This window comes from Mesorhizobium sp. A556, assembly GCF_054489545.1.
In genome coordinates this window covers 217888-230971 of sequence record NZ_JBTMXA010000002.1, presented here as the reverse complement: position 1 = coordinate 230971, position 13084 = coordinate 217888, and the positions used below count along the sequence as shown (strand labels likewise).

General features: G+C 62.8%; 15 protein-coding genes. 6 read left to right on the top strand and 9 right to left on the bottom strand.

Annotated elements, in window-relative coordinates:
• The first annotated feature begins 3 nt into the window (after window positions 1-3).
• From ACX3P0_RS05700 to ACX3P0_RS05690, 3 genes are read left to right on the top strand one after another with little or no spacing between them, the layout of a single operon-like run.
• Window positions 4-1296, top strand: a complete 1293-nt coding sequence (locus ACX3P0_RS05700) for a M16 family metallopeptidase (protein ID WP_459080532.1) — start codon at window positions 4-6, stop codon at window positions 1294-1296.
• A 9-nt stretch (window positions 1297-1305) separates the two neighbouring features.
• Window positions 1306-1887: a GNAT family N-acetyltransferase gene (locus ACX3P0_RS05695; protein ID WP_459087167.1), complete on the top strand. Its 582-nt coding sequence runs from the start codon at window positions 1306-1308 to the stop codon at window positions 1885-1887.
• Between the two features lie 14 nt (window positions 1888-1901).
• Complete coding sequence (locus ACX3P0_RS05690) at window positions 1902-4790, top strand: EAL domain-containing protein (protein ID WP_459087166.1); 2889 nt, start codon at window positions 1902-1904, stop codon at window positions 4788-4790.
• An 88-nt stretch (window positions 4791-4878) separates the two neighbouring features.
• Here ACX3P0_RS05690 and ACX3P0_RS05685 read toward each other — a convergent pair whose 3' ends face one another.
• Window positions 4879-5487 carry a YqgE/AlgH family protein gene (locus tag ACX3P0_RS05685; protein WP_459080535.1) on the bottom strand — a complete coding sequence of 203 codons (609 nt, stop codon included), beginning with the start codon at window positions 5485-5487 and terminating at the stop codon, window positions 4879-4881.
• A gap of 136 nt (window positions 5488-5623) precedes the next feature.
• Between ACX3P0_RS05685 and ACX3P0_RS05680 the strand changes: the two genes are divergently transcribed.
• The 3 genes from ACX3P0_RS05680 (at window position 5624) to ACX3P0_RS05670 (ending at window position 7499) form a co-directional block, all read left to right on the top strand.
• Window positions 5624-6433 (top strand): protein-disulfide reductase DsbD domain-containing protein, encoded by an 810-nt coding sequence (locus ACX3P0_RS05680; RefSeq protein ID WP_459087164.1) that lies wholly within the window; start codon window positions 5624-5626, stop codon window positions 6431-6433.
• A gap of 96 nt (window positions 6434-6529) precedes the next feature.
• Complete coding sequence (locus ACX3P0_RS05675) at window positions 6530-7015, top strand: redoxin family protein (protein WP_459087163.1); 486 nt, start codon at window positions 6530-6532, stop codon at window positions 7013-7015.
• A gap of 4 nt (window positions 7016-7019) precedes the next feature.
• Window positions 7020-7499, top strand: coding sequence for a DUF2938 domain-containing protein (locus ACX3P0_RS05670; RefSeq protein WP_459087161.1), 480 nt, complete (start codon window positions 7020-7022; stop codon window positions 7497-7499).
• A gap of 98 nt (window positions 7500-7597) precedes the next feature.
• Here ACX3P0_RS05670 and rnhA read toward each other — a convergent pair whose 3' ends face one another.
• The 8 genes from rnhA to ACX3P0_RS05630 form a co-directional block, all read right to left on the bottom strand.
• A complete protein-coding gene (gene rnhA, locus ACX3P0_RS05665; protein WP_459087159.1) occupies window positions 7598-8143 on the bottom strand; it encodes a ribonuclease HI in 546 nt (181 codons plus the stop codon).
• Window positions 8140-9120, bottom strand: a complete 981-nt coding sequence (locus ACX3P0_RS05660; protein ID WP_459087158.1) for a homoserine kinase — start codon at window positions 9118-9120, stop codon at window positions 8140-8142. Before ACX3P0_RS05660 ends, rnhA begins: the two co-directional genes overlap by 4 nt.
• Entirely contained in the window at window positions 9120-10124 is a 1005-nt protein-coding gene (gene ispH / locus ACX3P0_RS05655; RefSeq protein ID WP_459087157.1) for a 4-hydroxy-3-methylbut-2-enyl diphosphate reductase, read from the bottom strand. The genes ACX3P0_RS05660 and ispH overlap by 1 nt, the downstream gene beginning before the upstream one ends.
• A 66-nt stretch (window positions 10125-10190) precedes the next feature.
• Window positions 10191-10946 (bottom strand): SURF1 family protein, encoded by a 756-nt coding sequence (locus tag ACX3P0_RS05650; protein WP_459087155.1) that lies wholly within the window; start codon window positions 10944-10946, stop codon window positions 10191-10193.
• Window positions 10943-11329 (bottom strand): DUF983 domain-containing protein, encoded by a 387-nt coding sequence (locus ACX3P0_RS05645; RefSeq protein WP_459080542.1) that lies wholly within the window; start codon window positions 11327-11329, stop codon window positions 10943-10945. The genes ACX3P0_RS05650 and ACX3P0_RS05645 overlap by 4 nt, the downstream gene beginning before the upstream one ends.
• Before the next feature lie 84 nt (window positions 11330-11413).
• Window positions 11414-12295 carry a cytochrome c oxidase subunit 3 gene (locus ACX3P0_RS05640; RefSeq protein ID WP_459087153.1) on the bottom strand — a complete coding sequence of 294 codons (882 nt, stop codon included), beginning with the start codon at window positions 12293-12295 and terminating at the stop codon, window positions 11414-11416.
• A 1-nt stretch (window position 12296) separates the two neighbouring features.
• A complete protein-coding gene (locus tag ACX3P0_RS05635; RefSeq protein WP_459087151.1) occupies window positions 12297-12929 on the bottom strand; it encodes a cytochrome c oxidase assembly protein in 633 nt (210 codons plus the stop codon).
• 4 nt (window positions 12930-12933) lie between these two features.
• Window positions 12934-13083 (bottom strand): hypothetical protein, encoded by a 150-nt coding sequence (locus ACX3P0_RS05630; RefSeq protein ID WP_459087877.1) that lies wholly within the window; start codon window positions 13081-13083, stop codon window positions 12934-12936.
• Window position 13084 lies beyond the last annotated feature (1 nt).

Here is a 13084-nt window from a genome sequence, read left to right as displayed (position 1 = left end):
TATATGGGTGTAGAGGTAAGCCGTCTGTCGAACGGCCTGACAGTCGCCACCGAAACCCTTCCAAGCATTGAATCGGTCGCTCTCGGGGTCTGGATCAAATCAGGCGCACGCAACGAGCGCGACGAAGAGCACGGAATGGCGCATCTTCTTGAACACATGGCGTTCAAGGGGACCAAACGGCGAAGCGCGTTCGAGATCGCCTCCGAGATCGAGGATGTCGGCGGCGAGATCAACGCCGCGACCAGCGTCGAGACCACGTCCTATTTCGCGCGGGTGCTACGCGACAACGTGCCGCTGGCGGTCGATATTCTCGCCGACATTCTCCAGGAGTCGGAATTCGACCCGAACGAACTGGAGCGCGAGCAGCACGTCATCCTGCAGGAAATCGGCGCGGCCCACGACACGCCCGACGACGTCGTCTTCGACCATTTCACCGAAACCGCCTTTCGCCACCAGACATTGGGGCGCTCCATCCTGGGTACGCCGGAGACGGTCAAATCCTTCACCTCGGCGCAGTTGCACGACTATATCGGCCGCCAATACGGCGCTGACCGGATGGTCGTGGTGGCGGCGGGCGACGTCAAGCACGACGCGTTCGTGCGCGAAGTGGAGAAACGGCTCGGCGGCTTCCGCAGCAAGGCCGACGGCACGATGCCGCAATATGCGCAATATGTCGGCGGTGATTTTCGCGAGCACCGCGACCTGATGGATGCGCAGATCGTGCTGGGCTTCGAGGGCCGCGCCTATCATGTGCGCGATTTCTACGCCAGCCAGGTGCTGTCGATGATCCTCGGCGGCGGCATGTCCTCTAGGCTGTTCCAGGAAGTCCGCGAAAAGCGCGGCCTGTGCTATTCCGTCTATGCATTCCACTGGGGATTTTCCGACACCGGCATCTTTGGCGTTCACGCGGCCACGGGTCATACCAGCCTCGGCGAACTGGTGCCGGTCATCATGAACGAATTGCAGAGTTGCGGCGAAAACATCCTGCAGGCCGAGCTTGACCGCGCCCGCGCCCAGTACCGCGCCGGCCTCATCATGTCGGCGGAAAGCCCGTCCAGCCGCGCCTCGCAGATCGCCCGCCAGTTGCTGCTGTTCGGACGCCCTGTTGCCAAGGAAGAACTGATGGAGCGGCTCGACGCGCTGAACACCGGCAGGCTGACCGATCTGTCGGGGCGGCTGTTTTCGACCCGGCCGACGCTCACCGCCGTCGGCCCGGTGGGAACGCTGGCGCCTTACGAGGACGTGCTCGACCTGGCTTCGGGATCGCGCGCGGCCGCCCGCAAGCGCGCCGTCTGATCCATCGCCGTGCTGGCGCTTCCCTTTCTACGCCGCGAACTTCCGGCACTGAAGGGTGAACGCGTCACGCTGCGCCTGCCGGCTATCGGCGACTATCGCGAATGGGCCGCCTTGCGCGGGGAAAGCCGTTCGTTTCTCGAGCCGTGGGAGCCGCGCTGGTCGCCGGAGGAACTGGAGCGCGCCGCATGGCGCCACCGCATCCATCGCTACCGCGAGGATTATGGGCAGGGCACGGCCGTCGCCTTCTTCATTTTCGAGAAAAGCGGCAGGCTTGCCGGCGGCATCACGCTCGGCAACATACGCCACGGCGTCACGCAAAGCGGCCATATCGGCTACTGGATCGGCGAGCGCTACGCCGGGCGCGGCCTGATGACGGACGCGGTAAATACGCTCGCGCGCTTCGCCTTCGATACGCTGAGGTTGCACCGGATCGAAGCTGCCTGTATTCCCGGCAACGCCCGGTCGATCAGGGTGCTTGAAAAAGCCGGATTCCAGCGCGAAGGACTGTTGCGATCCTATCTCAGGATCAATGGCTTCTGGCAGGACCATTATCTCTACGCCCGGATCGTCGACGACCCACCGAGCGCGTGAACAAAGGGCTGATCTTGACGAACTCTCCGCGAATCAGATCGCTGGTTTCCCTTGTCCTCGCGGCTATCGTGATGTTCTGTTCGGCTACGTCGACCTATGCCATCGAGCCGATCAAGATCGCCCGCGACGACGTGGCGCTCGATCTTTCCGGCGCCGTCGAAATCTATCGGAACCAGGGCGAGAATTTTCAGGTTTCCACAGCACCCGGCCCTGACGGCATCGTGCGGCGCATCGAGGTCGAGGCCAACGACACGCGCTCGACCGGCGACTGGGCGGTGTTCGCGCTGGCCAACACGACCGACCAGCAACTCGACAGGCTGATCGTCGCGCCGCATTTCCGGCTGGTGAATTCCGGCATCTTCTGGCCAGACCTCGGCTCGACCCGCATCGCCGCGATCACCCCCAGCGAAGGCTTCGCGCTCGACCGCCAGACCAGCCCCGATGCAGACGTGTTCCGGGTAACGCTGAACCCCGGCACCGTGGTCACCTTCATCGCCGAGCTTGCCTCGCCCAAGCTGCCGCAGGTCTATCTGTGGGAGCCTGAAGCCTACAAGGACACGATCAATTCCTATACGCTCTATCGCGGCATCGTCATCGGCATCGCCGGCCTGCTGGCGCTGTTCCTGACCATCCTGTTCGTGGTCAAGGGGACATCGATGTTTCCCGCCACGGCGGCGCTGGCATGGGCGGTACTGGCCTATATCTGCATCGATTTCGGCTTTCTCAACAAGATCATCCAGATATCGCCGGGCCACGAGCAGATATGGCGCGCCGGAACGGAGGTGGGGCTTGCCGCCACCTTCGTCGTCTTCCTGTTCACCTATCTCAATCTCAACCGCTGGCACGGCAATTTCAGCTACGGGGTGATGGCCTGGGTTGCCGGGCTTGGGCTGATCGCCGGCATCGCCATCATCGATCCCGCGATCGCGGCCGGCATTGCGCGCCTTTCTTTCGCCGCCACCGCGCTGCTTGGCCTTGGTCTCATCGTCTATCTGGGCATACGCGGCTACGACCGCGCCATCATGCTCCTGCCAAGCTGGGTGATGGTGCTTTTGTGGCTGACCGGCTCGTGGATGGCGATTACCGGCATTCTCGACAACGACATCGCCCAGCCCGCCCTTGGCGGCGGCTTGATCCTCATCATCCTGCTGATCGGCTTTACGGTCATGCAGCATGCCTTTGCCGGCGGCGCGCTGCACCAGGGCCTGTTCTCCGACCTCGAACGGCAGGCAATGGCCATCATCGGCTCCGGCGATACGGTGTGGGACTGGGACGTGCTGCGCGACCGCGTCGTCACCCGGCCCGACGTCAGCCTTCAGCTTGGCCTTGCACCCAACAGCCTTGGCGGCGCTGCCCGCAACTGGCTGCCCGTGCTTCACCCGGACGACCGCGATACATTCCGCACCACGCTCGACATCATTCTGGAGCATCGGCGCGGCAAGATCTCCCAGACCTTTCGCCTGCGCGGGGCGGACGGCCATTATCACTGGTTTGCGCTGCGGGCCCGCCCGGTCATTGGCTCCGACGGCGAAGTCATCCGCTGCGTCGGCACCATGGTTGACGTGACCGAGCACAAGAAGTCCGAAGAACGCCTGCTGCACGACGCCGTGCACGACAATCTGACCGGCCTGCCGAACCGGGAACTGCTGATGAACCGGCTGGAAGCCGTCATCTCGATCGCGCGCACCGAGGAAAAGGTGCGCCCGACCGTCTTCGTCATCGACATCGACCGTTTCAAGCAGGTCAATGACGGCTTGGGCATCTCGGCCGGCGACACCATCCTGTTGACCGTCGCGCGCCGGCTTCACCGCCTGCTCAAGCCGAAGGATTCGCTGTCGCGCTTCGCCGGCGACCAGTTCGCCCTGATGCTTCTTTCCGAGCAGGACACCGGCCGTATTGCGGCGGTGGCGGATGCCATCAAGCACGCGATCAACGCGCCGATCACCTTTGCCAAGCGCGAGATCGTGCTGACTGCCTCCATCGGGCTGATCAGTTGGAACACGGAGCAGACTTCGGCCGAAGACATGGTCAAGGACGCGGAACTCGCCATGCACCAGGCAAAGCGCTTTGGCGGCGACCGCATCGAGCCGTTCCGCCCGGCCTTCCGCACCGTCGGGTCGGACCGGCTGCAATTTGAATCCGACCTGCGCCGCGCCGTCGAGCGCAAGGAGTTCACGCTGGCCTACCAGCCGATCGTGCGGCTCGAAGACAACAGCATCGCCGGGTTCGAGGCCCTGCTGCGCTGGGACCATCCGCGCCGCGGCATGATCCCGCCGGCGGACTTCATCCCCGTCGCGGAAAGCTGCGGGCTGATCGTGCAGCTTGGCCTTTTTGCCATGCAGAAAGCCGCCGAAGACCTGGCCTCCTGGCAAAAGCAGATCAGCGACGCGCCGCTATCCGTGTCGGTAAACCTGTCCAGCCGGCACCTTATCCGCCGCGATCTGGTCAGCGACGTTCGCTCTGTCATCGCCCGCGCCAACCTCAAGCCGCGCTGCTTCCGCCTTGAACTGACCGAATCGCTGGTGATGGATAATCCCGAGCAGGCGGTCCACGTTCTGAACAAGCTCAAGCATCTCGGCATCGGCCTGTCGCTGGACGATTTCGGCACCGGCTATTCGTCGCTTTCCTACCTGACGCGCTTTCCCTTCGACACGATCAAGATCGACAAGAGTTTTGTCGACGACACGACACCGAAGCGGGCGGTGCTGCTGCGCTCCATGGTCAACATGGCGCATGAGCTTGGCCTGTCGGTGGTCGCCGAAGGCATCTCGGACCAGAGCGACGCGCTCGAATTGCGCCAGATGGGTTGCGAATATGTGCAAAGCTTCATGTTCGGCGCGCCTGTCGCGGGCGATCTGGTGCTGAAGATGCTGAAAGAGCAGTACCCACTCGCGCAGGCCTGATTTTGCAGTGGGAAGCGTGGCATCCCAATCGGATTTGACTGCCGCCGGCTACCTCGGATTCCGGGTGAGGCGCTCAGCGACGAAAAAATCAGGCGTGGCCGGCAACGCCGCTCAGATGCGTCAGGTCGATGCCGATGGAGGCCAGCGCCTTGTCGTATTTGCGGTCGATATCGGCGTCGAACAGAAGCTCGGGCGTGGCCGGGCAGGTCAGCCAGCCGTTTTCGGCGATCTCGCTTTCCAGTTGGCCAGCCCCCCACCCCGAATAGCCAAGCGCCATCAGCGCATGGCGGGGGCCGCGCCCCGCCGAAATGGCGCGCAATATGTCGACCGTGGCGGTCAGGCAGACATCGCTCGACACGGCCAGCGATGATTCCACCTTGTAGTCGCCCGAATGCAGCACGAAGCCGCGCGAGCGGTCGACCGGGCCGCCGTTGCGCACGACAAAATCACGCGCCTGTGCCGGCAGCCGGATCGCCTCCTGTTCGTCGAGTATCCCAAGCTGCACGAGCAGGTCGGGAAACAGCATCTGCTGCGGCTGATTGACGATCAGCCCCATGGCTCCTTCATCGCTATGGGCGCAGATATAGATGACCGCGCGCGCAAACCTGTCGTCCTTCATGCCGGGCATGGCAATGAGGAACTGGTCGTCGAGAAAGCTGCCGCCGGGCGCGGCGTTTATGTTGCGCAGAATGTCCATGGCCCTATCGTACTGCGTTTCGGCAAGGCTTGGAAGATCGCTGTAAGCCCGCCGATTACGCCAGGGTCACGCAAATATGATCCAGTCGGCCGATGAAACGGTTGCGCCGCCGCAATCCCCTGCTCAAATCACCCCCATGAAACGCCAGCACATTCTCGCCCTCAGCGCCTCTCTGGCCATCACTCTAGTTCCCGCCCTGCCCGCCCATGCGTCCTCGTCGGACTGGCATGAGGGCGAAGGCGGCCGCATCCGCCTGGTTACAAGCGGCAAGCCCGATGCGCAGGGCAATATTCAAGGCGTGCTCGACATCACGCTCAAGCCCGGCTGGAAGACCTATTGGCGCGACCCCGGCAGCAGCGGCGTGCCACCGCAACTCGATATTTCCGCCAGCACCAATATCAGCAAGGCCAGCCTGTCCTTTCCCGCTCCGCAGCGGCACAATGACGGCTACGGCGCGTGGGCCGGCTATGCCCAATCGGTAGCGTTCCCGATCGTCTTTACGCTGGCATCCCCAGGCACTGCCGCAACCATCGACGCCAATGTCTTTCTCGGCATGTGCGATACCATCTGCATTCCGGTCCAGGCGAAGCTGACGCTGGATCCAGCCTCCGATCCAGACAACGCCGACGATGCGGCGCTCGTCAAAGCGGGCCTTGCAGCTTTGCCAGGCGCGCCGCGTCCGGATTTCAGCGCAAAGCTGCTGCCGGGCGACCATGAGACGCTGGCGGTCGAGACGACCGCGCCCGGCGATCCGGCGTCGGTCGATTTCTTTGTCGCCGGCGAAAGCGACTTCATGTTCGGCACGCCAGCGCGCAGCGAAAGCGACGGCAAGGTCATCTTCAAGGTGCCGATCCTCGACCGGCCGACGACGGCGCACGGTGCCGGGCTGCCCTACACGCTGACCAGCGCCGAAGGCTCGGTGCAGGGGTTCCTGCCCTATCCGTAATTCGGCCTAGTCATCAATTGCCGGGCCGCCGATTGCCGGGCCTGCGTTAATCCGCTATCGCAGCGCAACGCAATCCGTTTTCCAGTGAGGATATCCATGCCTATTTCCGTTGGCGACAAGCTTCCCGAGTCGACATTCAAAACCATGACGGCCGACGGTGCCAAGAGCATAACCGTCGCCGAAATCTTCCCTGGCAAGAAGGTCGTGCTTTTCGCGGTTCCCGGCGCGTTCACGCCGACCTGCAGCAACAACCATCTTCCCGGCTATCTCGAAAACCACGATGCCATCCTCGCGCGCGGCGTCGACACCATCGCGGTTGTCGCCGTCAACGACGTGCATGTCATGGGCGCCTGGGCGCGCTTCACCGGCGGCGAGGGCAAAATCCTCTATCTGGCGGACGGCAGCGGCGATTTCGCCAAGGCGCTCGGCCTCGATATCGACCTGTCCGGCGGCGGCATGGGGTTGCGCTCCAAGCGCTATTCGATGATCGTGGACGACGGCAAGGTCACCGCCCTCAACATCGAGGACTCTCCGGGTCAGGCCGTCGAATCCAGCGCCGCGAAAATTCTGCAACAGCTTTAGCCCCATGTGGGAAACGATCTGTCGCGCTGCGGCCATCGGCGTCGGCGCAACGCTGCTCATGGATATCTGGGCGGTCGTCCTGAACAGGATTTTTGGCCTGGCCTTGCCCAATTGGGGCATGGTCGGCCGATGGGTCGGCCATCTCGGCGGTGGAAAAGTCTTTCACGACGACATCGGCAAGGCCGCGCCCGTGGCCAACGAACGAGCGCTCGGCTGGGCGTTCCACTACGCTGTCGGCATCGCCTACGGCCTGATCCTGGTCGCGCTGACTGGGCCGCAATGGCTGGCGTCGCCGACCTTCCTTCCCGCCTTCGTGCTCGGCATCGTTACCGTCGGTGCAGGCTGGTTCCTGCTCTCGCCCGGCATGGGCGGCGGCTGGGCCGCCTCAAAGACCGCGAACCCGGCAAAGGTCCGCTGCCTCAATCTTCTTGCCCATACGGTGTTTGCGTGCGGCCTTTACGGCACGGCGCTGCTGATCCGTTAGAGCATCGGACCGAAAAGTGGAGCCGGTTTTCGGATTATTCCGATGCTCAATCAAAGTGGTAGAGCGTCCTTTGTGCGTCCGAGGGGACGCACGGCGCTCTAGTAACTTTGCGTCGAACGTCGCGGGGCCTTTGACCCAGGCTTGGCGGCACTCGGCCCGGCGGCGTCAGCCGCTTGAGGCATAACGGCCATCTTCGGTTTGGCCGGCGTATTCTTGAACGGAGCCATGCCTTCGCGCGCCAATTCGTCGGCGCGTTCGTTCTCGGCATGGCCGGCATGGCCCTTGACCCAGTTCCAGGTAACTTCATGGCGCTTGTTGGCGGCATCCAGCGCCTGCCACAACTCGCCATTCTTCACCGGCTTCTTGTCGGCGGTCTTCCAGCCGTTCTTCTTCCAGCCATGGATCCATTTGGAAATGCCGTCCATGACGTATTTGCTGTCGGTGTGGAGGTCGACCGCACAGGGTTCCTTCAGCGCTTCGAGCGCGGAGATCGCCGCCAGCAATTCCATGCGGTTGTTGGTGGTCATCTCCTCGCCGCCAGACAGTTCCCTGACCTTGCCGTTGAAGCGCAGGATCGCGCCCCAACCGCCCGGACCCGGATTACCCGAACAGGCTCCATCGGTAAAGATTTCGATGCGCTTCATGCCGGCGCGTCCTCCAGCTTCAGCCCATATTCCGCCGGCGAGCTTATCTGGCGGTGGAATCGCATGCGCCGCAAATACTCGAGCGGATCCTTCTTCACCACCAGGCTGCCGGCCGGCGTATTCAGCCAGTCGTAGAGCCGCGTCAGCATGAAGCGCAAAGCCGCGCCATGCGCGAGCAATGGAAGCGCGTCCGCCTCCTGCGCCGACATGGGCCGCACCGCCGTATAGCCGGACAGCAGGGCCGTCCCCTTGGTGAGGTTGAAGGAATGATCCTTCTCAAAGCACCAGGCATTGAGGCAGATGGCGACATCGTATGCCAGCATGTCGGTGCAGGCGAAGTAGAAATCGATCAGCCCGGACAGCCGGTCGCCAAGGAAAAAAACGTTGTCGGGAAACAGGTCCGCATGGATGACGCCGACCGGCAGGTCGGCCGGCCACCGATCCTCAAGTGCGGCAAGATCGGCCTGCACTTCCAGCGCCAGCCCGCTTTCGACCTCGTCAGCCCGGTCCGCCGCCCTGTTCCACAGCGGCCGCCAGCCACTGAGCGAGAGCGCATTGGGCCGGCGGAGAGAAAAATCCTGCCCGGCAATGTGCATCGAGGCCAGCGCCTTGCCCACCTCGCGACAGTGCTCGACTGTCGGACGGCGGGTCCAGATGCCTTCGAGAAAGGTCACGATGGCGGCCGGCCGGCCGGCAAGTTCACCGATGATCTGACCGTCATTGCGCTGGACAGGCAATGGGCAGTTGATGCCCTTGTCATTCAGATGCTGCATCAGGCCGATGAAAAACGGCAGGTCGTCGCGGTTCACGCGCTTTTCATAGAGCGTGAGGATGTAGGCGCCGCTCGACGTGTGCAGGAGGAAGTTGGAGTTCTCCACGCCCTCCGCGATCCCCTTGTAGGAAAGCAGGTCGCCGATGGCGTAACCGCTCAGGAACGCCGTCAGTTCCACCTCGGAAATGTCGGTATAGACGGCCATCAGACGGTTCCGTTGACGAAAGCCATGTCGGCAGGGGTCAGTTCGACATCGCGCAAAACCCGCATGACCGGGAAATTCTCGGTTTCGGTCGCGGTGATTGCCAGTTCGACCGACACGTCGAAACGGGCGCGAAACGCCTCGATGATCTCATTGACGATGATTTCCGGCGCCGACGCCCCGGCGGACAGGCCAAGCGTCGTTATGTTGCCAATGTCGTCCCAGGGGATTTCGGAGGCGCGCTGCACCAGCAGCGACATTTTCGCGCCGGCGCGTTCGGCAACCTCGACCAGCCGCCTCGAATTGGAGGAGTTGGGTGCGCCGACGACCAGATACAGGTCCGCGCCGGCAGCGGTTTCCTTGACGGCCTCCTGCCGATTGGTGGTGGCGTAGCAGATGGATTCGGCCGCCGACGCCTGCATAAGCGGAAAGCGCTCCTCAAGCGCGCGGATGATGCCGGCGGTGTCCTCGACCGACAGCGTGGTCTGGGTGACAAAGCCCAAGGCGGAAGCGTCAGCGGGCGTGAAGGTGCGCGCGTCGTTCTCCGTCTCGATCAGCGTCACCGCGCCGTCGGGCAATTGGCCCATCGTGCCGATCACTTCCGGGTGGCCGGCATGGCCGATCAGCAAGACATGGCGGCCCTGCCGCTGATGGCGCATCGCCTGCTTGTGAACCTTGGACACAAGCGGACAGGTGGCATCGAGATAAAAAAGGTTTCTCGCGATCGCATCCGCCGGCACCGATTTCGGCACGCCATGCGCGGAAAAGACGACCGGGCATTCTCGGTGCTCTTCCGGGATCTCGGAAAGCTCCTCGATGAACACCGCGCCGAGGTTTTGCAGGCCTTCGACCACGTAGCGGTTGTGCACGATCTCATGGCGGACATAGACCGGCCGGCCGTATTTCTTCAGCGCCAGCACGACGATCTGGATGGCGCGGTCCACGCCGGCGCAGAAGCCGCGCGGCTGGCATAGTCGGATGGTCAGGGGAGGTTTGGTCTGGATCATGATTCCGGATCGTCGTTCAAAGGCCGAGATGACGGACGGCGTCCGGCCCTGTCAAGGGCAGCGCCGCTATTCAGGTTTTGCCGGGCGGAAAAGCCAGACAAGCAGCACGCCCGCCAGCGCCGCCGCCAGCCCGTACCAGGTGACTGCATATTGCAGATGATTGTTGGGCAGGTCGATGATGGTCACCCCGCCTACGGGCAGCCCGCCCGCATTGGGCGCGTTGTTCGCATCGATGAAGATGGGCACAAGTTGGTAACCCGCCGGCAGGCCGGCGGTGGCGGCCATGCGGTCGCGGTCTTTCCAGTAAAAGATGTTCTTGGCGATGTCGTTGTCCGGGAGCATGCTCGACGGCTTGCCCGCCAACGGATTGCGAGCCAACCCGGTTACGGTGACACGGCCGGCAGGCTGGCTCTGGGGCCGCTTGGCCGGGTCCTTGAGGTCGTAGGGCACGAAACCGCGATTGACGAGCACATAGCGGCCGTCGTCCAGATGCAGTGGCGTGTAGAGGTCGAAGCCGGACGTTCCATCCCATGTCGAGAAGAAATGCCGTTCGCCCGCATTGACGAAGGTTCCCGTCACCGTCACCGGCATGTAGTCCACATCGCCGGTGGCCGCGAACCGCGACTCGGCTTCCGCCAGCGTTATCGGGGCCGCGTGCCTCCGCTGGTCGATGGTGTGGAGGATGGCTTCCTTCCAGTGCAGGCGCCGCACCTGCCAGGTGCCAAGGGACAGAAGGATCGCGAAAACCACGCCGCCAAAGACGAGCGCCATTGCGATGCGAAGCCGGGTACGGCCGTGACCCGATATCGCGACTTCGTTCATTTTCCGGTATCCAGGCGGCCCTCGGCAGCCTGCTTGCTGTATTGCAGAGTCAAGAGAACGCCCTTGATGAGCCGCAGCGCCGTCAGGGCGAGTACCACCGTCAAAGGCAGCCAGATAGCGAAATGGACCCAAAGCGGCGGGTTGATGTTGACTTCCGTCCACAGTGCCAGGCCCACGACGATGAAACCGATGATGAGGATGACGAAAACCGCCGGTCCGTCGCCCGCATCCGCATAGGAATAGTCGAGGCCGCAATGGGTGCATTCCTGGCCGACGGCGATGAAGCCGTCGAACAACTGCCCTTCGCCGCAGCGCGGGCAGCGGCCCTTCAAGCCAGCGGGTATCGGATCGATCGGTGGCCAGATCGCCTTGTCGTCGTTCATCGCAAAACCTTACCAGCCCCCCTGTCAAAAGATAAGGCGGCCGCGTTGCCGCAGCCGCCTCGTTTTTAAGCGCTGTCGCGCCTGTCAGTGGCCTTCGATGACCGCGCCGGCCGAGCCCCAGACATAGATGGAGGCGAACAGGAACAGCCACACCACGTCGACAAAGTGCCAGTACCAGGCGGCAGCTTCGAAGCCGAAATGCTGCTTCGGCGTGAAATCGCCCTTCATCGAGCGGATCAGGCAGACAGCCAGGAAGATGGTGCCGATCAGAACGTGGAAGCCATGGAAGCCGGTCGCCATGAAGAAGGTAGCGCCGTAGATGCTATCCTTGAAGGCGAAGGGTGCGTGGATGTACTCGTAGGCCTGCACGAACGAGAACAGGATGCCAAGCGCCACCGTCAGCGCCAGACCGTTGATCAGGCCCTTGCGGTCGCCATGGATCAGCGAATGGTGCGCCCAGGTGACCGTCGTACCCGACAAAAGCAGGATGATCGTATTGTAAAGCGGCAGGTGGAACGGATCCAGCACCTCCATGCCCTTGGGCGGCCAGACGCCGCCGGTGAAGGCAGCGCGGGCATATTGCTCGACCTCGGCCGGGAACAGGCTGGCGTCGAAGAAGGCCCAGAACCAGGCGACGAAGAACATCACCTCGGAGGCGATGAACATGATCATGCCGTAGCGCAGGTGCAGCGACACGACGCGCGTATGATGGCCTTCATGCGCTTCCTTGATGGTATCCGACCACCAGGCGAACATCGTGTAGAGCACGATCGCCACGCCCATGAAGAATATCCACGGCGTTGCGAAATTCACCCCGAAGAGATGAAACTCGTTGCCTTTCATGTATTGCATCCAGCCGACGCCGCCGAACGCCATGACGAGCGCGCCGATCGAACCGATGAACGGCCAGGGGCTAGGATCTATGATGTGGTAGTCGTGTTGCGGTTTTGCGTGCGCGTCTGCCATGTCAACCCCCGAGGCTTTCTTGGGTATTCGAAACTGGTTTGTCGTTCTGTTCCCGGATCGGCGCGGAGGCCACCGGCTTGGTCCCCTCGATGGGGAACATCGTATAGGAAAGCGTGATTGTCTTGATGCCCTTCAATTCCCGCGAATTGACGATATCGGGGTCGACATAGAAGACCACCGGCATGTCCAGCGTCTCGCCGGGCTGGAGCGTCGTATCGGTGAAGCAGAAGCACTCCACCTTGTTGAAATAGGCGCCCGCCAGTTCCGGCGTGACGTTGAAGGTCGCGCGCCCGGTGATCGGCTTGTCGAACTCGTTGGTCGCGGTGAAATGCGCCTGCGCGGTCGCGCCTATCTTGATCGTCATGGCGCGCTCCGCCGGCCGGAAATCCCACGGGATGCCGGCTGCGTTGGTATCGAAGCGGATGGTCACGTCGCGGTCCAGCACCTTGTCGGCATATTGCGTGGTGCGCTGCGTGGTGCCGCCATAGCCGGTGACCCGGCAGAACATCGAATAGAGCGGCACGGAAGCATAGGCCATGCCGAGCATGCCGCCGAAAAAAGCCAGGCAGACGCCAACCACGACGCGGTTGGAGTGGTTGCTCTTCGAAGGGACCGGCTTTTGCTCGCTCATCATCGCCTCACATCGACCCGCTAAACTTGACGATGGTCGCTATGTAAAAGATGGCGACCAGCACCGCCAGAGCCAGCCCGATCCCGATCGAGCGGTTACGCCGGGCCTTCTGCTGTTTTTCCGTCAGGGTAACCATTTCCATCTTGTCGTCGTCCATG

Excerpts from the sequence above, each read along its gene's own strand:
- ACX3P0_RS05680 (WP_459087164.1), top strand. The coding sequence starts at position 5,624 with ATGAAACGCCAGCACATTCTCGCCCTCAGCGCCTCTCTGGCCATCACT.
- ACX3P0_RS05670 (WP_459087161.1), top strand. The coding sequence starts at position 7,020 with ATGTGGGAAACGATCTGTCGCGCTGCGGCCATCGGCGTCGGCGCAACG.
- ispH (WP_459087157.1), bottom strand. The coding sequence starts at position 10,124 with ATGATCCAGACCAAACCTCCCCTGACCATCCGACTATGCCAGCCGCGC.
- ACX3P0_RS05630 (WP_459087877.1), bottom strand. The coding sequence starts at position 13,083 with ATGGACGACGACAAGATGGAAATGGTTACCCTGACGGAAAAACAGCAG.
- ACX3P0_RS05640 (WP_459087153.1), bottom strand. The coding sequence starts at position 12,295 with ATGGCAGACGCGCACGCAAAACCGCAACACGACTACCACATCATAGAT.
- ACX3P0_RS05650 (WP_459087155.1), bottom strand. The coding sequence starts at position 10,946 with ATGAACGAAGTCGCGATATCGGGTCACGGCCGTACCCGGCTTCGCATC.
- ACX3P0_RS05645 (WP_459080542.1), bottom strand. The coding sequence starts at position 11,329 with ATGAACGACGACAAGGCGATCTGGCCACCGATCGATCCGATACCCGCT.
- rnhA (WP_459087159.1), bottom strand. The coding sequence starts at position 8,143 with ATGAAGCGCATCGAAATCTTTACCGATGGAGCCTGTTCGGGTAATCCG.
- ACX3P0_RS05635 (WP_459087151.1), bottom strand. The coding sequence starts at position 12,929 with ATGATGAGCGAGCAAAAGCCGGTCCCTTCGAAGAGCAACCACTCCAAC.
- ACX3P0_RS05660 (WP_459087158.1), bottom strand. The coding sequence starts at position 9,120 with ATGGCCGTCTATACCGACATTTCCGAGGTGGAACTGACGGCGTTCCTG.
- ACX3P0_RS05685 (WP_459080535.1), bottom strand. The coding sequence starts at position 5,487 with ATGGACATTCTGCGCAACATAAACGCCGCGCCCGGCGGCAGCTTTCTC.
- ACX3P0_RS05675 (WP_459087163.1), top strand. The coding sequence starts at position 6,530 with ATGCCTATTTCCGTTGGCGACAAGCTTCCCGAGTCGACATTCAAAACC.
- ACX3P0_RS05700 (WP_459080532.1), top strand. The coding sequence starts at position 4 with ATGGGTGTAGAGGTAAGCCGTCTGTCGAACGGCCTGACAGTCGCCACC.